Genomic DNA, 18,182 nt, shown 5'->3' with positions numbered 1-18,182 from the left:
GGTGAGTCTGGCGCATTTCGTTGCGAACAGCTACTTCCGCGACGGAATCCCTTGTAACAAGCGGTGCTGCATGCCAGGATCGTCGTCACATTGAATCAGTCGCGATGACATCCGGCCGGCGGGCGCCACCCCCCATGTTCCGCACCGCTGGCTCGACCCCCGAGGAGCCGTCATATGCGTAACCGTTTCCGCCCCCCGCCGCTCGGTGCCTCCCGTCCGACCCTGCTGCCCGGAGTCTCCCGTCGGACCCTGCTGCACGGTGCCGCCGGCTCGGCGGCGCTGCTCGCCGCCGGTGGCGCCCTGGCCGCCTGCGGCACCAAGGGTGCGCAGCAGACCGAGGCCGGCTGTGTCAGCGAGGACCTCTCCGGCACCGAGAAGACGCTCGCCTTCTCCAACTGGCCGCAGTATCTCGACGTTGACGAGGCCGACGAGTCGAAGCGGCCCACCCTCGACGCCTTCCAGACGAAGTCCGGCATCCAGGTTACGTACACCGAGGACATCAACGACAACAACGAGTTCTTCGGCAAGGTGCAGAACCAGCTCGCCGCCTGTCAGTCGACCGGGCGCGACATCATCGTGCTCACCGACTGGATGGCCGCCCGGGTGATCCGGCTCGGCTGGGTGCAGAAGCTCGACAAGGCGAAACTCCCCAATGTGGAGAAGAACCTGCTCGCCTCGCTGCGCGGTCGCTCCTTCGACCCGAACAACGAGTACGCCCTGCCGTGGCAGTCCGGCCTGTCCGGGCTCGCCTACAACGGCAGTGTCACCAAGGAGATCCGTACGGTCGACGAACTGCTCACCCGCCCCGATCTCAAGGGCAAGGTGACCGCGTTGAGCGAGATGCGCGACACCATGGGTCTGTTGTTGCAGTCCAACGGGCACGATCCGGCGAAGTTCACCGACGCCCAGTTCGACGACGCGCTCGCGAAGTTGCAGAAGGCCGTGGACAGCGGGCAGATCCGCCGGTTCACCGGCAACGACTACGCGCCCGACCTGGCCAAGGGCGACGTGGCGGCGTGTATCGGCTGGTCCGGCGACGTCATCCAACTTTCCGCCGAGAACGACAAGATCCAGTTCGTGGCGCCGGACTCCGGGGTGATGCTCTTCTCGGACAACATGGAGGTGCCGAACAAGGCGACCCACAAGGGCAACGCCGAGGCACTCATCGACTACTACTACGACCCGGCCGTGGCCGCCCAGGTCGCCGCGTACGTCAACTACATCTGCCCGGTCGAGGGCGCGCAGGCGGAGATGGAGAAGATCGACCCGGAGTTGGCCGCCAACCCGCTGATCTTCCCGGATGCCGCGCTGCTGGCCAAGGCGAAGGTCTTCATGGCCCTGACCGACGCCCAGGAACGCGCGTACGAGGGCAAGTTCCAGCAGGTCATCGGTGCGTAGCCGGCGATGACCAAAGAAACCACAGAACAGGTTGCGGGCGACCTGCGCCTGACCAACGTGACCAAGCGGTACGGCATCTTCACCGCGGTCGACGACCTCAGCCTGACCGTCCCGCAGGGGTCGTTCTTCGCCCTGCTCGGCGCCTCCGGGTGCGGCAAGACCACCACCCTGCGCATGGTCGCCGGGCTGACCGAGCCGACCAGCGGGCAGGTCCTCCTCGGCGAGCAGGACATCAGCCGGCTGCGGCCGTACAGGCGGCCGGTGAACACGGTTTTCCAGAGCTACGCGCTCTTCCCGCACCTGGACATCTTCGAGAACGTCGCCTTCGGGCTGCGCCGTCGCAAGGTCCGCGAGGTGACCGAACAGGTGCACCGGATGCTGGCGCTGGTGCAGCTCGACGGTTACGCCAAGCGGCACCCGGCGCAGCTCTCCGGCGGCCAGCAGCAGCGGGTGGCGCTGGCCCGGGCGCTGATCAACCGACCGCAGGTGCTGCTGCTCGACGAACCGCTCGGCGCCCTGGACCTCAAGCTGCGCCGGCAGATGCAACTCGAACTCAAACGGATCCAGACCGAGGTCGGCATCACCTTCGTACACGTCACCCACGACCAGGAGGAGGCCATGACGATGGCCGACACGGTCGCGGTGATGAACGCCGGGAAGATCGAACAACTCGGCGCCCCGGCCGACCTCTACGAGTTCCCGGCCACCGCGTTCGTCGCCAACTTCCTCGGCCAGTCCAACCTGTTGGCCGGGGACGCCGCCGGGCGCGCCGGGGACGAGGTTCCGGTCGAGGCGTACGGCTCGCGTTTCTCGGTGCCCGCCGCCCGGTCCCGGGTCGACCGGGGACCGGTCTACCTCGGCGTACGCCCGGAGAAGCTGCACCTGGTCGGTGCGGAGGATCCGGTCCCCGCCGGACACCAGCAGATCACCGGCGTGGTCAGTGATGCCGCCTACCTCGGGGTGAGCACCCAGTACCAGGTCCGGACCGGGTGGGGGACCGAACTGTCGGTCTTCGTGGCGAACAGCGGCGCCACCAGCGTGCTGCCGGTCGGCTCGGACGTGGTGGCGCACTGGCGCGGTGAACACGCCTTTTTGCTGCCCCGGGAACCGGGCGCGGCCGACCAGACCGCACCGATCCTCGACACCCCCGCCGAGCTTCCGACATGAGGAAGAAGGCGCTGCCGTACCTGCTGCTGTTGCCGGGCGGACTGTGGCTGCTGCTCTTCTTCGTCGTACCCGTGGTGCAACTCGCCGCCGCGAGCCTCTACGACCCGGGCGGCTCGCTCGCCACCGGGTACGCGATGACCTGGGCGTTCGGCAACTACGGTGACGTCCTGGCCGCCTACTGGCCGCAGTTCGGCCGCTCGTTCCTGTACGCCGGCATCGCCACCGTGCTCGCGATTCTGCTCGGCTACCCCCTGGCGTACGCGATCGCGCAGCGCGCCGGGCGGTGGCGCAACCTGCTGCTGGTCTGCGTCATCGCCCCGATGTTCACCAGTTTCCTGGTCCGCACCCTGGCCTGGAAGACGATCCTGTCCGACAACGGTGTCCTGGTCGGGCTGCTGCGCGACCTGCACCTCCTCGGCGCCGACGGCAGGCTGCTGGCCACCCCGTTCGCGGTGGTACTCGGGCTGACGTACAACTTCCTGCCGTTCCTGGTCCTGCCGCTCTACGCCAGCCTGGAACGGCTCGACGGTCGACTGCTGGAAGCGGCGAAGGACCTCTACGCAGGTCCGGTACGCACCTTCCGTACGGTCGTCCTGCCGTTGTCCATGCCCGGTCTCGTTGCCGGCACCCTGCTCTTTTTCATCCCGGCGAGCGGCGACTACATCAACGCCGAACTCCTCGGTACGCCGAACGAGTACATGATCGGCAACGTGATCGACTCCGCGTTCCTGGTCCGGCTCGACTACCCCCAGGGCGCGGCGCTCTCCTTCCTCCTGATGGCGGCGATCCTGGCCATCGTTTTCGTCTACCTGCGCCGCTCCGGCACCGAGGAGGTCATCTGACATGGGTCATCGGATCGGGCGCTGGGTCGCGGACCACTGGGTGATGGTGGTGGCGCTGGTGGTCCTCGGTTACCTGTTCCTGCCGATCGCGGTCGTCGGGGCGCTGTCGTTCAACCGCCCGTCGAGCCGGGTGTCGTACGACTTCAACGAGTTCACCCTCGACAACTGGGCCAACCCGTGCGGTCCGGCCGACCTGTGCTCGGCGGTCGCCCGCAGCGCCCAGATCGGGTTCCTCGCCACCGTCGTCGCCACCGCGCTCGGCACGCTGATGGCGTTCGCCCTGGTCCGGCACCGGTTCCGGGGCAGGGGTGTGGTCAACCTGCTGGTCTTCCTGCCGATGGCCAGCCCCGAACTGGTCATGGGGACCTCGCTGCTGGCCCTGTTCGTCGCCGGCGGGGTGCCGCTCGGCTTCTGGACCGTACTGATCGCACACGTCATGTTCTGCGTCTCGTTCGTGGTCGTCACGGTCAAGGCCCGGCTCGCCGGGATGGACAGCCGGCTGGAAGAGGCGGCGATGGACCTCTACGCCAACGAGTGGCAGACGTTCCGCCGGATCACCCTGCCACTGGTGCTGCCCGGCATCGTCGCCGCCGCCCTGCTGGCGTTCTCGCTCTCGTTCGACGACTTCATCATCACGAACTTCAACTCCGGCACCACCGTCACCTTCCCCATGTACGTCTGGGGAGCCGCCCAGCGTGGTATCCCGCCGCAGGTCAACGTGATCGGCACGGCCATGTTCGCGATCGCCGTACTGCTGGTGCTCGGTGGCTCGGTCGGGCGGCGACTACGGGTACGGCGCTGATATCCGTACCCGGAAGGGGTTTTCCATGCGTTTCCTCCTCCTCGGCGCAGGCGGGGTCGGCTCCGCCGCTGCCGCGATCGCCGACCGCCGCGACTTCTTCGACCTCTGCGTGGTCGCCGACCACGACCCGGCCCGTGCCGAGCGCGCGGTCGCGGGACGTTCCCGGTTCGTCGCCGCGACCGTCGACGCCTCCTCGGCCGACGCGGTCGCCGCGCTCTGCCGCGAACACGGGATCACGCACGTCCTCAACGCGGTCGACCCGCGCTTCGTCATGCCGATCTTCGAAGGGGCACTCGCCGCCGGCGCCGACTACCTCGACATGGCGATGTCGCTGTCCACCCCGCACCCCGACAGTCCCTACCAGCAGTGCGGGGTCAAGCTCGGCGACGACCAGTTCGCGATGGCGGAAAAATGGTCCGAGGCGGGCCGGCTGGCGCTGCTCGGCATCGGTGTCGAACCGGGTCTGTCCGACATCTTCGCCCGCTACGCCGCCGACGCGCTCTTCTCCGACATCGACGAGATCGGCGTACGCGACGGCGCGAACCTGACCGTCGACGGTTACGACTTCGCCCCGTCGTTCTCCATCTGGACCACCATCGAGGAGTGCCTCAACCCGCCCGTCATCTGGGAGGCCGACCGGGGCTGGTACACGACCGAACCGTTCGCCGAACCGGAGATGTTCGACTTCCCCGAGGGGATCGGCCCGGTCGAGTGTGTGCACGTGGAGCACGAGGAGGTGCTGCTCGTCCCGCGCTGGGTGCCGGCCCGCAAGGTCACCTTCAAGTACGGGCTCGGCGCCGAGTTCATCGACGTGCTCCGTACGCTGCACAAACTCGGGCTGGACTCGACCCGCCCGGTCCGGGTCGGTGGGGTCTCCGTCGCTCCCCGGGACGTGGTCGCCGCCTGCCTGCCCGACCCGGCGAGCCTCGGTGACCGGATGCGCGGCAAAACCTGCGCCGGCACCTGGGTCACCGGCACCGGAAAGGACGGCAAACCCCGCCGCACCTACCTCTACCACGTGGTCGACAACGAATGGTCGATGGCCGAGTACGGCCACCAGGCCGTCGTCTGGCAGACCGCGATCAACCCGGTGATCGCCCTCGAACTGCTCGCCACCGGAGTGTGGAGCGGCATCGGCGTACTCGGGCCTGAGGCGTTGCCGCCCAAGCCGTTCCTGGATCTGCTCACCGCGTACGGCTCCCCCTGGGGCATCGAAGACCGGTGAGCCGCCGTGCCCGGATGGGGTTCGGGCCCGCCGTGCCAGCCTTCCTCGGCGATCTTGCAGTTGTGGTGGCTGACAAAGGCCCCGAATCCGGCATCCTGGGCGCCACAACTGCAAGATCGCCAGGCGAGGGAGGGGGAGGGGAGGGAGGGAGGGAGGGAGGGAGGGAGGGGCGGGGGTGTGTGTGTAGCAGGTGGGTGGTTGATTAGGGGGTTTTCCACAGGTGGGGTGGTTGTCCACAGGGGAGCGGGTGGGGGTGGTGGGGGCGGGGGTGGGTGGTCAGTGTTGGGTGGGTGGAGATCGAGGGGACGTTTCGCTATCCGGAGTTGCGTACGGCTGGCATGTCACGGGCGGCGGTCCGTCATCGGGTCGCGCGCGGTGATCTGCGACGGGTGACCCGGGGTATCTACGTCCCGAACCCGAGCCGGCTGGACCTGTTGCGGGCGACGTTCCGGCGGCTTCCGGCCGGGGCGGTGCTCGGCTACCAGTCGGCTGCCGCGTTACACGGATTCGGGACCTCGCCTCCGGAGATGATCCACGTGATAGTGCCGACGGGCGTCGCGGTGACCAGGATTCGGGGCGTTGTCGCGCACGAGGCGGTGCTGCCGGTGCTCGGCCCGGTTGAACTTGCCGGTGTGCCCTGCGTACCGGCTGCCCGGTGCGCGATCGACCTGGCGCGGCAGTTGCGCCGGATGGATGCCCTGCCGCTGCTCGATGCCGTACTCCGGTCCGGTGCCTGCCGTACCGACGATTTGTGGGCGGAGGTCGGTCGGCATGCCGGACTGCGGGGAGTCTGTCAGGTGCGGAACCTGGTGCCGATCGCTGACCCTCGTGCCGAGTGCAGGCAGGAAAGCCAACTCCGTCTGGTGCTGATCGACGCGGGCCTGCCGGTGCCGGAGCCGCAGATCTGGGCGTGCGACCGGTACGGCTCGCGGGTCTACCGGCTCGACCTGGGATACCGGGAGCGTCGGATTGGCTTGGAGTACGACGGTGCATCCCACCTCGACCCCGAGCGGCTCCGTTACGACCGCGCCCGGATGAACTGGCTCGCCACCAACGGTTGGAAAATGCGCTACTTCACCGCCCGCGACCTCTACAGCCGCCCCGCCCACATAGCCGCCACAGTCCGCGCCATCCTCCTCCCCTAAATCCGCCCCCGCCCGCCCCGGCCCCGGCCCGCCCGCCCCGGCCCCGTCGATCTTGCAGTTGTGGCGCCTGATCCATTTCCTTTGCGGCTTATGTCTACGACCACAACTGCAAGATCGACGCGGGGAGCGGGGAGCGGGGCGAGGGGCGGGGAGGGAGCGGGGAGGGAGCGGGGTGGGGAGGGAGTGGGGCCGGGACCGGGGGGTGGGGTTCAGGTGGTGGTGAAGGCGGTTTCTAGGAGGGTCAGGGCGCGGGTGAGGGTGGGGGTGTCGATGACGAGCGGGGGGAGGAAGCGGAGAACGTTGCCGTAGGTGCCGCAGGTGAGGGTGAGTAGGCCCAGGCGGTGGCAGGCGGCGGAGATGGCGGCGGTGGTGGTGGGGTCGGGGGTGAGGGTGCCCGGCAGGACCAGCTCTACGGCGAGCATGGCGCCTCGGCCGCGTACCTCGGCGATCCTGGGGTCCTGGGCGGCCAGGGTCTGTAGGCGGGGGAGCATGGTCGCCTCGATGTTGCGGGCGGCGGTGGGGAGGTCCAGTTCGTGCATGGTCTCGATGGCGGCCAGTGCGGCGGCGCAGGCGATCGGGTTGCCGCCGTAGGTGCCGCCCAGGCCGCCGACGTGTACGGCGTCCATCAGCTCCGCGCGGCCGGTGACGGCGGCGAGCGGGAGTCCACCGGCGATTCCCTTCGCCAGGGTGATCAGGTCCGGTTCGACCTGTTCGTGGTCGAGGGCGAACCAGTCGCCGGTACGGCAGAAGCCGGTCTGGATCTCGTCGGCGACGAAGACGACCCCGGCCGCCGTCGCCCACTCCCGCAACGCGGGCAGGAAACCCGGAGCCGGTACGACAAAACCGCCCTCGCCCTGGATCGGCTCGATCAGCAGTGCGGCCACGTTCTCCGCACCGACCTGCTTCTCGATCAGCTCGATGGCGTTGGCTGCCGCAACGGGACCGGTCAACCCGCCGTCGCGCAGCGGGTACGACATCGGCACTCGGTAGATCTCTCCGGCGAACGGCCCGAAGCGGTGCTTGTACGGCATGTTCTTCGCCGTCAACGCCATCGTCAGGTTGGTCCGCCCGTGGTACGCGTGGTCGAAGACCACCACCGCCGCTCGGCCGGTGACGTGGCGGGCGATCTTGACGGCGTTCTCCACCGCCTCGGCACCGGAGTTGAACAGCGCCGAACGCTTCTCGTACGTGCCGGGGGTGAGGGTGTTGAGCTGTTCGCAGACGGCCACGTACGACTCGTACGGCGCGACCATGAAGCAGGTGTGGGTGAACCGTTCCGCCTGCTCCCGGATGGCGGCGACGACCCGGGGGGCGGAGTTGCCGACGTTGGTGACCGCGATACCGGCCGCGAAGTCGATCCACTCCCGGCCGTCGACGTCGACGATGGTGCCGCCGCTGGCATGGTCCACGTAGGACGGGATGACACTGCCGACGCCACGGGCGACCGCACCGGCCCGCCGTTTGTGCAGGTCCTCGGAGCTGGCCGGCGATGCGGGCCGGGGTGCGCTGGTCATCGGGTCAGCTCTCGATGTTGTGCATGACGTGCTTGATCCGGGTGTAGTCCTCCAGGCCGTAGATGGAGAGGTCCTTGCCGTGGCCGGAGTGCTTGAACCCGCCGTGCGGCATCTCGGAGACGAACGGGATGTGGGTGTTCACCCAGACGCAGCCGAAGTCGAGCCGTCGGGTCATCCGCATCGCCCGTCCGTGGTCCTTCGTCCAGGCCGAGGCGGAGAGGCCGTACTCGACGCCGTTGGCCCACCGGACCGCCTCGTCCTCGTCGGTGAACCGCTGCACGGTGATGACCGGCCCGAACACCTCGTCCTGGATGATCTCGTCGGACTGCCGGACCCCGGAAACGACGGTGGGGGCGTAGAAGTAGCCGCGCTCGCCGACCCGGTTGCCGCCGGACCGCAGCTCCGCGTGGTCGGGCAGGCGGTCCAGGAAGCCGCTGACCCTGGCGAGCTGGTTGGCGTTGTTGAGTGGGCCGTAGAGCACGTCGGGGTCGTCCGGTGCACCGGTCCTGGTGTTGCGCGCCTGTTCGGTCAGGGCGGCGACGAAGTCGTCGTACACGCCGGGACCGGCGAGTACGCGGGTCGCGGCGGTGCAGTCCTGGCCGGCGTTGAAGTACCCGCCGACCGCGATCGCCTCGGCCGCCGCAGCGATGTCGGCGTCGTCGAAGACCACCACCGGTGCCTTGCCGCCCAACTCCAGGTGGGTCCGCTTCAGGTCGGACGCGGCGGAGGCCGCCACCTCGATGCCGGCACGGGTGGAGCCGGTGATCGACACCATTCTCGGGGTGGGGTGGGAGACCAGGCTGCGGCCGGTGTTCCGGTCACCGCAGACCACGTTGAAGACCCCCGGTGGGAAGAACTCGGCGGCGATCTCGGCGAGCAGCAGGGTGGAGACCGGGGTGGTGTCCGACGGTTTGAGCACCACCGTGTTGCCGGCGGCGAGCGCGGGGGCGATCTTCCAGACCGCCATCATCAGCGGGTAGTTCCAGGGGGTGACCTGGGCGCAGACGCCGATCGGCTCGCGCCGTACGTAGGACGTGTGCCCGGCCAGGTACTCCCCGGCGGAGCGTCCCTCCAGCATCCTGGCCGCCCCGGCGAAGAACCGGAACTCGTCCACCGACGGCGGCAGCTCCTCGTCGGCGGTGAGCTGGCGGGGCTTGCCGGTGTTGCGTACCTCGGCGTCGACCAGCTCGGCCGCCCGTGACTCCACCGCGTCGGCCAGCTTCAGCAGGGCCCGCTGCCGGTCGGCCGGGGTGACGTCCCGCCAGCTCTCGAAGGCGGTCGCGGCGGCGGTCATCGCCGCGTCGACGTCCGCCGCCCCGGAGACCGGCGACTGGGCGAACACCTCACCCGTGCACGGGTCGATCAGGTCGACGCTGTGGCCGTCGATCGGATCGACGTACTCGCCGTTGACGAAGTTGCGCAGTACTTGCTTGTCGGTCATGTCGGGTCTCCCGGGGGTAGCCTGCGCGCTGTCGTGGAGGAGGCGGTGTCGCGGAGGTAATCGCAACCTGCCTGCCATCCTGGCTACTGAATTCGCGGCAGACAAGGGCTTGAGCGACTGTTTTAGTGCAAGCACGTGTTCGTTTACGCTGCACTGCATGAAGGCAACCCCGTTCTACGTTGCCGGTACGCCGGCCAGTGGCGACGACGTCGTGGTCGTCTCGCACCCGTACGACGGGCGGGAGGTCGGGCGTACCAGTCATGCCACCGCGGACCAGGTCGAGCGGGCGGTGGCCGCCGCCCACGACGTCGCCGCGACGGCGGCGGCGCTGCCGGCGCACGTCCGGGCCGCCGCGCTGGACCACGTGTCGCGCCGCCTCGCCGAGCGGGCGGAGGAGTTCGCCCGGCTGATCACCGCCGAGAGCGGCAAACCGGTGAAGTGGGCCAGGATCGAGGTGACCCGGGCGGTCTCCACCTTCCGGTGGGCCGCCGAGGAGGCCCGGCGGTTCTCCGGCGAACTGCAACGACTGGACACCGACCCGGCCGCCACCGGGCGGATCGCCCTGGTACGCCGGGTGCCGCGCGGCCCCGTCCTGGGCATCACGCCGTTCAACTTCCCGCTGAACCTGGTCGCGCACAAGGTCGCCCCGGCGCTCGCCGTCGGTGCACCGATCGTGGTGAAGCCGGCACCGGCGACCCCTTTGACCGCCCTGCTCCTCGGTGAACTGCTGGCCGAGGTGACCGAGCCGCACGGCGGGCTGCCGGCGGGGCTGTTCTCGGTGCTGCCGCTGCCCAACGACCGGGCCGCCGAGCTGACCGGGGACCCACGCCTGCCGGTGGTGTCGTTCACCGGCTCCGGGCCGGTCGGCGCCGCGATCCGGCGGGCCGTACCGGACAAGCACGTCACCCTGGAGTTGGGCGGGAACGCCGCCGCGGTGATCTGCGGTGACTGGGCGAGCGACGCCGACCTCGACTGGGCGGCGCAGCGGATCGCCACCTTCGCCAACTACCAGGCCGGGCAGAGCTGCATCGCGGTGCAGCGGGTGTTCGTGCACGAGGGGCTCTACGACGGTTTCCTGTCCCGGCTGGTCGGCGCGGTGAAGGCGCTGCGGGTCGGTGACCCGGCCGACGATGCCACGGACGTGGGACCGCTGATCAGCGAGACGGCCGCGGTCCGGGTCGAGGACTGGGTGAACGAGGCGGTGGCCGCCGGCGGGGCGTCCGCGCTCGGCGGCCCGCGTTCGGGCAGTTCCTTCCCGCCCACGGTGCTGACCGGAGTGCCGGGTGCGGCCAAGGTCTGGACCGAGGAGGTGTTCGGGCCGGTCCTGGTGGTCGCCCCGGTCGCCGACGACCGGGCCGCGTTCGCCGCGGTCAACGATTCGGCGTACGGGCTTCAGGCGGGGGTCTTCACGCACAGTCTCCAGACCGCGTTCACCGCCCACCGCACCCTCCAGGTCGGTGGGGTGATCGTCGGCGACGTGCCGTCGTACCGGGCCGACCAGATGCCGTACGGCGGGGTGAAGGGCAGCGGTGTCGGGCGCGAGGGCGTACGCAGTGCGATGGACGACTACACCGAACCCCGGGTCATGGTCCTCACCGGCGTCGACCTGTAGCCGGGCAGGGCCGGGGCTACCAGGTGCCGTCGTCGTGGACCCGGGCGGGTGCGCGACCGAGGAGCAGGCTGGTCAGGGCGGTGTCGATGTCGGGGCCGAGGAACCACTCGCCGGCCTCGTCGAGTGCGAAGATCCGACCCAACTCGTCGACGGCGAGGATGCTGTCGCCGCCCTCGGTGCCGATCGGGAAGAGTCGTACGCCGAGCACGGCGCCGAGTCCGGCCAGGCTGTCGGCGCTGTACGCGGCCCCGGCCGGGTTGATCTCGAAGCGCCGGATCCACACCTGCTCGCCCGGCCCGCGCCGCCCGCAGACCACGCCGGGAAACGCGGTCAGGGTCCGCTCGGCGGCCTCGAACCCCTGGTGCCGGTGGTGCACGCCCGGCACCCCGCACACCTTCGTGATCGCCTCGCCGGCCAGCAGCCTGTCCCCGAAACCCGGCCGCCAGCCCCCCTCGACCAGCGCGTACGCGACCTCGGCCGGAAACCGGTCCGGGTCGGGAACCGGCTGCGGTGCCGGTCGCCACTCCTCGGCGAAGGCGAGATGGGCCCACGGGAGCAGTCCGAAGTGGACCAGTGCGGGTACGCACGAGTCGCAGGGGCGCTCGGCGGCGCAGCCGAACGGGTCGCCCGGCTCCCGGACCCGGAACACCTCCAGGTGGGCGCTGCCGAACAGTTCCCGCGCCGACTCCTGGGTCAGTTCGGGCTGCCCGAGCGTGGCCAGCCTGCGGTCGTACTCGTGCAGCACGTCCGAGACGACCACGAGTTCGGCGTGCCGTTCGGCGCCGCGTACCAGATGTCCGGTCGGCAGGCGGTCCAGGTAGCCCCGGATCAGCCGGTGGTGCTGTAAACGGAGGTCGCCCTTTGCCGAGTGGCCGACGTGCAGGTCGTGCTGGACGGTCAGGCGGGCGGTGGCACCGGGGGTCGGCAGGCGCCGGGTGGACCGGCCCAACTCCACCGCCGGGTCCACCGTCCGGGTCAGCCGGCTGCGCCCCAACCGGTCGGTGCGGTACATGTCGCACACGACCTCCGGCGGCAGGCCCGGCCAGGTCGACACCTCGCCGGTCTCCTTGTCGATGATGGTGGTTCCACCGGCTCCGGAAACGGCGGGCGGATCGACCAGGATCACCCAGCCGACGTCGAACTCGTCCAGCGTCGGGGTGCAGGGATGGCCGAGCCGCAGTGCCTCCCGCTGCGCCCATCTGTCGGCGATTCCTTCGGCTTCCTGGCGGCTGATCATGTGCAAGTCCCCCCGTTCCTGCTCAGCCGGACACCGTCCGCGAAGTTACCGGACCACGACGTTTCGCGTCAGCCCGTACAGCTCGCGATACCGACGGTAAACGTCCGCCGGTCCACAGTGGGGGCAACGTGGACCGGGCGAGGTGTGGGAGGGCGGACGGTCCGGACCACGGGACGCCGGTGACGCAGCGCGGGGTCGATCGTTGTGGGTGTTATGCCGGGTCTGGAGCAGTCGTACGCCGAGTGCTGTCCCGATCGGTCCACCCACACCCTGACGAGTCGCGCACGGCAGGCTTCGTGAGCGCGTCCTCCGCGCGGGGCCGGCTCGGGGACCACACGAGTACGCCCCGGGTAACCGTCCTGGAACTCCTCTTCGACGTGGTGTTCGTGTTCGCCCTGACCCGGGTCGCCCAACGGGTGACCGACGATCTCACCATCGCCCGTCGCATGCTGTTCTCCGAAGCCGGCCAGACCCTGTTGCTGCTGCTCGCCCTCTGGATGGTCTGGTACCTCAACGCCTGGATGACCAGCAGGTTCGACCCGCAGCGGGCCGACATCCAACTCGTGGTCGTGGTGACCATGTTCGGCAGCCTGCTGATCGCGGTCTGTCTGCCCCAGGCGTTCGGCGACCGTGGCCTGATCTTCGCCTGCGCGTACGTCACGATCCAGGTCGGTCGGCCGCTGTACCTGGTCTGGGCGCTGCGCGGGCATGACCGGCAGGCGACCTCGATCCGGGTGCTGGTCTGGGCACTGGCCGCGGGTGTGCTCTGGCTATCCGGTGGAATCAGCGGCGGGGAGGGGCGGGCGGCCTTCTGGATCGTGGCGGTGCTGCTGGAACTGGTCGGTCCGGCGCTGCGGTGGCCGACGCCGCGACTCGGCCGACCCCGGGAGCCGGAGTGGACCCTGGCCGAGGACCACCTCGCCGAACGTTACGTACAGTTCCTGCTGATCGCGCTCGGAGAATCGGTCATCGCCACCGGAATCGAAATCAGCGTACGCCCATTCGAAACCGAGCGGATGATTGTCTTCGTCGCCTCTTTCCTGACCACGGTGCTGTTCTGGAGAATCTTCTTCTACCATGCCGGACTCGCCCTCGCGCAGGCCCTGCACCGGGCACCCAGTGCGATCCAGCTCAGCCAGTCGGCGAGCTACACCCTGCTGGTGATGGTGGCCGGAATCCTCGTCGCCGGGGTCGGTTTCCGGCTGATCATCGACGACCCCGAACCGCCGGTCGATCCGGCATGGGTGGTCGCCATCATGGGTGGGCCGGCACTTTTCCTGGCCGGTCGGGTCCGATTCGAACACCAGTTGTTCGGTCGGGTACGTCCGTCGATGTGGGTCGGGCTGATCGTGATGGTCGCCGCCGCGCCGGGAATGGTCTTCCTGCCGCCACTGGCCGCCCCGCTCGGTGCCACCCTCGTGCTGGCCGGGCTGGTGGCGTACGAGACTCTCACCGGGCGGCGTGAGCCCGCCTCGAACCCACCGCTGTGACTCGGGTGGTGGGGACGAACCGGACGGGGGAGGGATGCGGGCGGATGACGGGTGGGGACTGGCCGGAGACGGTTGCCGAGGCGGAGGCCGTACAGGATCGGTTGCGGCCGTTGGTCGACCTGGTCGGGCCGGGACCGGACCAGCCGCGTACGGTCGCCGGCCTGGACGTCGCGTACGCCGAGGACGGTGACCGGCTCGCGGCGGCGGTGACGGTCTTGGACGCGCGGACGCTGGCCGTGGTGGAGACGGCGGTGACCGTCGGTCGGGCGGCCTTTCCGTATGTTCCCGGCCTGTTCGCGTTCCGGGAGCTGCCGGCGTTGCTGGACGCGCTCGCGAGCCTTACCACCACGCCCGACCTGCTGGTCTGCGACGGGCACGGGCTGGCCCATCCACGGCGGTTCGGGCTGGCCTGCCACCTGGGCGTGCTCACCGGGCTCCCGGCGATCGGGGTGGGCAAGACCCCGCTGGTCGGGTCGTGGGATCCGCCCGGCGACGAGCGGGGTGCCTGGTCGGCGCTGCGCGACGGCGGTGAGGTGGTCGGCCGGGTGCTGCGTACCCGGGACGGGGTCAAGCCGGTGTTCGTGTCGGTGGGACACCGGATGGATCTGGCGAACGCCTGCGCCCGTGTGTTGGCGCTGACTCCGCGTTACCGGCTGCCGGAGACCACCCGCCAGGCGGATCGGTTGTGTCGGGTCGCGTTGGGCCGGTCGCGGGGGACGGACCTGGACTGATGGTGGTCGGGGAGCGGAATCCGGTGCCACCGGGGCTCTCGCGACGCACGGTGATGTCGATCGAGGGGGCCAGGAAAGACAACGATCTGTTGCTGACAAAGCACGTGCTGTGCGGGAGACTGCCTCGGGGAATCGGACAGGGAGGCACCGAATGGTCGTCGGATCACCACCCACCGTGCGACGCCGGCAACTCGGCCGCGAGCTGCGCAAACTGCGCGAGGCCGCGGGCTTCAAGGCGGAGCAGGTCGCCCTGGAGGTGCGCTGCTCACCCTCGCGGGTGAGCCGGATCGAGACGGCCCGGGTACGGATCACGCCCGGCACGGTGCACGAGCTGCTCGACGTCTACCGGGTCGAGGGAGCCGAGCGGCAGCGTCTGGTCGCGCTCGCCCGCCAGGCCCAGGAGGCGGGCTGGTGGCAGGCCCACAGCGACGCCCTGACCTGGGAGTACTCGACCCTCATCGCGTTGGAGCACGACGCCACCGAGCTGCGTACGTTCGAGTCGTCGGTGCTGCCGGGGCTGCTCCAGACCGAGGAGTACGCCCGTACCGTGCTGCGCAAGACGTTGCTGGAGCAGGCCGACGCCGCGACCGAGGAGAAACTCGTGGTCCGGCTGGCCCGGCAGCGGATTCTCACCCGAGCCCAGGATCCGGTCCGGCTCCGGGCGATCCTGGACGAGGCGGTGCTGCGCCGGCAGGTGGGTGGACCGGACGTGATGGGCCCGCAGTTGCGCCACCTGGTGGAGATGGCGGGGCGGCCGAACGTGCAGCTCCAGGTGCTCCCGTTCGACCGGGGCGCGTACGCCTGCAACACCGGCCCGTTCCTCCTGCTCGGCTTCTCCCCGGCCGACGGCGAGGAGGTCGTCGGGGAACCGGCCGACGGTGATGTGGTCTATGTGGAGAACGAGGCGGGTGACATCTACGTGGAGAAGGAGCCCGGGGTGGCCCGTTACCGGATGGTCTTCGACAACCTCCAGGCAGACGCCCTGACCTGCGACGAGTCGCGGGCATGGCTGGCTCGGCTGGCCGCCGAACTGCCGTGATCCACACGTACGGTGACCGGTCGGCGGCGTGCGCGGCAGGAGTACGGATGGCGGCGCACGGTAGCCTGTCGGCCGTACCCCAACCGGAACCGGCGAGGTGATCATGTTGGTACGGCGCGGAGCGGCTCGGTTCGCGACGGTCGGCACGCTGCTGGCCGGACTGGTCATGGTCGGCGCGGCACCGGCGTTCGCCGACGACGAGGACTCGGTCCGGCTCGGCTCGTCCAGCAGTTTCACCGCCGGTGGTTCGGCGGGCTCGATCACGGTGGCCGTCACCAAGCGGTCCAAGGGCTGTGTCTCGGCCCGGACCGCGTTGATGTTCCAGCTACCGGGGCTGTCCGCGGGTGACGTGACCCTGTTGGTCGCCCAGAACGGCCGCTGGCAGGAGGTGCCGGTGTCCGGCAACGACCTGGTCCGCAGTGGCCGGGTGGCGCCGGAGAAGCCGGAGCTGTGTGAGCGCAAGAGCGTCTCGGTCCGCTACCGGCTGTCCTTCGCCGCCGGTGTGCCGGCCGGTCGGCTGAACATTGTCGCCGAGGCGTACGCGGGCGGGGGTCCGCTGATCGCGCGGGCGACCGAGGCCCGGAAGGTGAACGGGGCCAAGGGCACTCCCACCCCGACCAAGCGGAGTTCGAAGTCGCCCAGCCCGAGCCCGACGCCGGAGGAGACGACCTTCGGGTCGGAGCCGGAGGAGACCGAGGTGGCTGCGGTCGTACCGACCGGTCAGCCGGGTCTGGGTGCCGGTGCCGGCGACAGCGGTGGTGGCGGGGTCGGCTCCATGGTGATGGTGGTCGGGGTGGGGATGGTGGGGATCGGTATCGCCCTGCTGGTGCTCCTGCTCCGCCGGGCCAGGGGTGGCCGGGACGAGCCGGGTGCCGGTGGCGTACCGGGTGCCGGGCCGCGTCCGCCGTTTCCGCCGCCGGCCGGCGCGGGTGGCGACGCGACCGTGGTCATGCCCCGGATCCGCCCCTGAGCCCGATTCCGGCGACCGCGCCCGAGTTTCCGACGCCAGATCCTGAGCTTCACCCCCGCGCCCGACCACGCTGAGCCTTGCCCGCAACCGGCCTTGCACCCGGCTCGGGGCGTTGGCTCCGATACGCTCAGGCCGTTGGCGGCGCATGACTGAGGAGCGAGACCGTTGTCTGATTTGTCCCAAATCGTCAAGGCGTACGACGTCCGCGGTACCGTCCCCGAACAGTGGGACGAGCGGGTCGCCGAGGCATTGGGCGCGGCCTTCGCACAGGTGGTGCGCGCGGACCCGGACGGCGAACCGGCCGGCGACCGCAACGCCGTCGTGATCGCCCACGACATGAGGGAGACCGGACCCGGTCTCGCCGCTGCATTCGCCGCCGGAGTCCGATCCGAGGGGATGTCGGTCATCGACACCGGCCTCGGCTCCACCGACCTGCTCTACTACGCCTCCGGCAGCCTCGACCTGCCCGGTGCCATGTTCACCGCCAGCCACAACCCGGCCCAGTACAACGGGATCAAGATGTGCCGGGCCGGTGCCCGGCCGATCGGCCAGGACAGCGGCCTGGCCGAGATCCGCGAGCGGGCCCAGGCGATGCTGGACAAGGCCGACGCGCACCCGGCCGGCGAGCCCCAGGAACCGGTGCAACCGCGCGACCTGCTCCCCGAGTACGCCGCCCACCTGCGCAAACTGGTCGACCTGAGTGGCATCCGCCCGCTCAAGGTGGTGGTCGACGCCGGCAACGGCATGGGCGGCTACACCGTCCCGGTGGTGCTCGGCGACGCCGTCCTGCCGGCCCTGCCGCTGACCATCGTGCCGCTCTACTTCGAGCTGGACGGCTCCTTCCCCAACCACGACGCCAACCCGCTCGACCCGGCGAACCTGGTCGACCTCCAGGCGGCGGTCCTGGAACACGGCGCCGACCTCGGACTCGCCTTCGACGGCGACGCGGACCGGTGCTTCGTGATCGACGAGCGCGGCCAGCCGGTCTCGCCGTCCGCGATCACCGCCCTGGTGGCCGTACGCGAGCTGGCCAAGCACCCCGGCTCCACGGTCATCCACAACCTGATCACCTCCAGCGCGGTCCCGGAGATCATCCGGGAGCACGGCGGGAAGCCGCTGTGCAGCCGGGTGGGGCACTCGTTCATCAAGGCCGACATGGCCCGTACGAATGCGGTTTTCGGCGGTGAACACTCGGCGCACTACTACTTCCGTGACTTCTGGTTCGCCGACACCGGCATGCTCGCCGCGATGCACCTGCTCGCCGCGCTCGGCGAGCAGGACCGCCCGCTGTCGGAGTTCGCCGCCGAGTACGAGCGGTACGTCTGCTCCGGCGAGATCAACTCCACGGTCGCCGACCAGGCGGCGAAGCTGGCCGAGGTCAAGCAGGTCTACCAGGGTGCCGAGACCGAGGAGCTGGACGGGTTGACCGTCCGCTTCCCGGACGGGGCCTGGATCAACCTGCGCCCCTCCAACACCGAACCGTTGCTGCGGCTGAACGTGGAGGGGCCGACCAAGGACCGGATGACCTCGCTCCGCGACGAGGTGCTCGACCTGGTACGCCGATAAGAT

15 protein-coding genes are annotated in these 18,182 nt (G+C 69.9%); 12 read left to right on the top strand and 3 right to left on the bottom strand.

The window, feature by feature from the left end:
• The first annotated feature begins 174 nt into the window (after positions 1-174).
• From OIE47_RS08030 to OIE47_RS08005, 6 genes are all read left to right on the top strand, one after another.
• Complete coding sequence (locus tag OIE47_RS08030; RefSeq protein WP_326560875.1) at positions 175-1,398, top strand: polyamine ABC transporter substrate-binding protein; 1,224 nt, start codon at positions 175-177, stop codon at positions 1,396-1,398.
• Positions 1,399-1,404: 6 nt separating this feature from the next.
• Positions 1,405-2,565 carry an ABC transporter ATP-binding protein gene (locus OIE47_RS08025; protein WP_326560874.1) on the top strand — a complete coding sequence of 387 codons (1,161 nt, stop codon included), beginning with the start codon at positions 1,405-1,407 and terminating at the stop codon, positions 2,563-2,565.
• Positions 2,562-3,407, top strand: coding sequence for an ABC transporter permease (locus OIE47_RS08020; protein ID WP_326560873.1), 846 nt, complete (start codon positions 2,562-2,564; stop codon positions 3,405-3,407). The genes OIE47_RS08025 and OIE47_RS08020 overlap by 4 nt, the downstream gene beginning before the upstream one ends.
• A gap of 1 nt (position 3,408) precedes the next feature.
• Complete coding sequence (locus OIE47_RS08015) at positions 3,409-4,209, top strand: ABC transporter permease (RefSeq protein ID WP_326560872.1); 801 nt, start codon at positions 3,409-3,411, stop codon at positions 4,207-4,209.
• Between the two features lie 25 nt (positions 4,210-4,234).
• Complete coding sequence (locus OIE47_RS08010) at positions 4,235-5,434, top strand: saccharopine dehydrogenase family protein (RefSeq protein WP_326560871.1); 1,200 nt, start codon at positions 4,235-4,237, stop codon at positions 5,432-5,434.
• A gap of 290 nt (positions 5,435-5,724) precedes the next feature.
• Entirely contained in the window at positions 5,725-6,579 is an 855-nt protein-coding gene (locus OIE47_RS08005) for a type IV toxin-antitoxin system AbiEi family antitoxin domain-containing protein (RefSeq protein ID WP_326560870.1), read from the top strand.
• 209 nt (positions 6,580-6,788) lie between these two features.
• Here the strand turns inward: OIE47_RS08005 and gabT are convergent, their stop codons facing one another.
• Both gabT and OIE47_RS07995 read right to left on the bottom strand, forming a co-directional pair.
• Positions 6,789-8,093: a 4-aminobutyrate--2-oxoglutarate transaminase gene (gene gabT, locus OIE47_RS08000; RefSeq protein ID WP_326560869.1), complete on the bottom strand. Its 1,305-nt coding sequence runs from the start codon at positions 8,091-8,093 to the stop codon at positions 6,789-6,791.
• A 4-nt stretch (positions 8,094-8,097) separates the two neighbouring features.
• On the bottom strand, positions 8,098-9,534 hold the full coding sequence (locus tag OIE47_RS07995; RefSeq protein ID WP_326560868.1) for a gamma-aminobutyraldehyde dehydrogenase: 1,437 nt from the start codon (positions 9,532-9,534) through the stop codon (positions 8,098-8,100).
• 157 nt (positions 9,535-9,691) lie between these two features.
• Between OIE47_RS07995 and OIE47_RS07990 the strand changes: the two genes are divergently transcribed.
• Positions 9,692-11,146: an aldehyde dehydrogenase family protein gene (locus tag OIE47_RS07990; protein WP_326560867.1), complete on the top strand. Its 1,455-nt coding sequence runs from the start codon at positions 9,692-9,694 to the stop codon at positions 11,144-11,146.
• Between the two features lie 16 nt (positions 11,147-11,162).
• Here OIE47_RS07990 and OIE47_RS07985 read toward each other — a convergent pair whose 3' ends face one another.
• Positions 11,163-12,383, bottom strand: coding sequence for an SUKH-3 domain-containing protein (locus OIE47_RS07985; protein ID WP_326560866.1), 1,221 nt, complete (start codon positions 12,381-12,383; stop codon positions 11,163-11,165).
• Positions 12,384-12,679: 296 nt separating this feature from the next.
• On the opposite strand from OIE47_RS07985, the gene OIE47_RS07980 reads away from it, so the two are divergent.
• The 5 genes from OIE47_RS07980 to OIE47_RS07960 all read left to right on the top strand — a co-directional run bounded on the left by OIE47_RS07980 (position 12,680) and on the right by OIE47_RS07960 (position 18,179).
• Entirely contained in the window at positions 12,680-13,873 is a 1,194-nt protein-coding gene (locus OIE47_RS07980) for a low temperature requirement protein A (RefSeq protein WP_326560865.1), read from the top strand.
• Between the two features lie 44 nt (positions 13,874-13,917).
• Entirely contained in the window at positions 13,918-14,604 is a 687-nt protein-coding gene (gene nfi, locus OIE47_RS07975; RefSeq protein WP_326560864.1) for a deoxyribonuclease V, read from the top strand.
• A 151-nt stretch (positions 14,605-14,755) separates the two neighbouring features.
• Entirely contained in the window at positions 14,756-15,643 is an 888-nt protein-coding gene (locus OIE47_RS07970) for a helix-turn-helix domain-containing protein (RefSeq protein WP_326560863.1), read from the top strand.
• A gap of 103 nt (positions 15,644-15,746) precedes the next feature.
• Positions 15,747-16,613, top strand: a complete 867-nt coding sequence (locus OIE47_RS07965; RefSeq protein ID WP_326560862.1) for a hypothetical protein — start codon at positions 15,747-15,749, stop codon at positions 16,611-16,613.
• A 165-nt stretch (positions 16,614-16,778) separates the two neighbouring features.
• A complete protein-coding gene (locus OIE47_RS07960; protein WP_326560861.1) occupies positions 16,779-18,179 on the top strand; it encodes a phosphomannomutase/phosphoglucomutase in 1,401 nt (466 codons plus the stop codon).
• The last annotated feature ends 3 nt before the right edge of the window (positions 18,180-18,182 follow it).

The sequence above is a fragment of the Micromonospora sp. NBC_01796 genome (assembly GCF_035917455.1).
Classification (GTDB): Bacteria; Actinomycetota; Actinomycetes; order Mycobacteriales; family Micromonosporaceae; genus Micromonospora_G.
Note: the sequence above shows the minus strand (reverse complement) of the source record. Positions and strands in the feature narration are given on the sequence as shown.

Coding starts and splice junctions, on each gene's coding strand:
- OIE47_RS07990 (WP_326560867.1), top strand. CDS start 9,692: ATGAAGGCAACCCCGTTCTACGTTGCCGGTACGCCGGCCAGTGGCGAC.
- OIE47_RS08010 (WP_326560871.1), top strand. CDS start 4,235: ATGCGTTTCCTCCTCCTCGGCGCAGGCGGGGTCGGCTCCGCCGCTGCC.
- OIE47_RS08025 (WP_326560874.1), top strand. CDS start 1,405: ATGACCAAAGAAACCACAGAACAGGTTGCGGGCGACCTGCGCCTGACC.
- OIE47_RS08030 (WP_326560875.1), top strand. CDS start 175: ATGCGTAACCGTTTCCGCCCCCCGCCGCTCGGTGCCTCCCGTCCGACC.
- nfi (WP_326560864.1), top strand. CDS start 13,918: ATGACGGGTGGGGACTGGCCGGAGACGGTTGCCGAGGCGGAGGCCGTA.
- gabT (WP_326560869.1), bottom strand. CDS start 8,093: ATGACCAGCGCACCCCGGCCCGCATCGCCGGCCAGCTCCGAGGACCTG.
- OIE47_RS08020 (WP_326560873.1), top strand. CDS start 2,562: ATGAGGAAGAAGGCGCTGCCGTACCTGCTGCTGTTGCCGGGCGGACTG.
- OIE47_RS08015 (WP_326560872.1), top strand. CDS start 3,409: ATGGGTCATCGGATCGGGCGCTGGGTCGCGGACCACTGGGTGATGGTG.
- OIE47_RS07965 (WP_326560862.1), top strand. CDS start 15,747: ATGTTGGTACGGCGCGGAGCGGCTCGGTTCGCGACGGTCGGCACGCTG.
- OIE47_RS07995 (WP_326560868.1), bottom strand. CDS start 9,534: ATGACCGACAAGCAAGTACTGCGCAACTTCGTCAACGGCGAGTACGTC.
- OIE47_RS07970 (WP_326560863.1), top strand. CDS start 14,756: ATGGTCGTCGGATCACCACCCACCGTGCGACGCCGGCAACTCGGCCGC.
- OIE47_RS07985 (WP_326560866.1), bottom strand. CDS start 12,383: ATGATCAGCCGCCAGGAAGCCGAAGGAATCGCCGACAGATGGGCGCAG.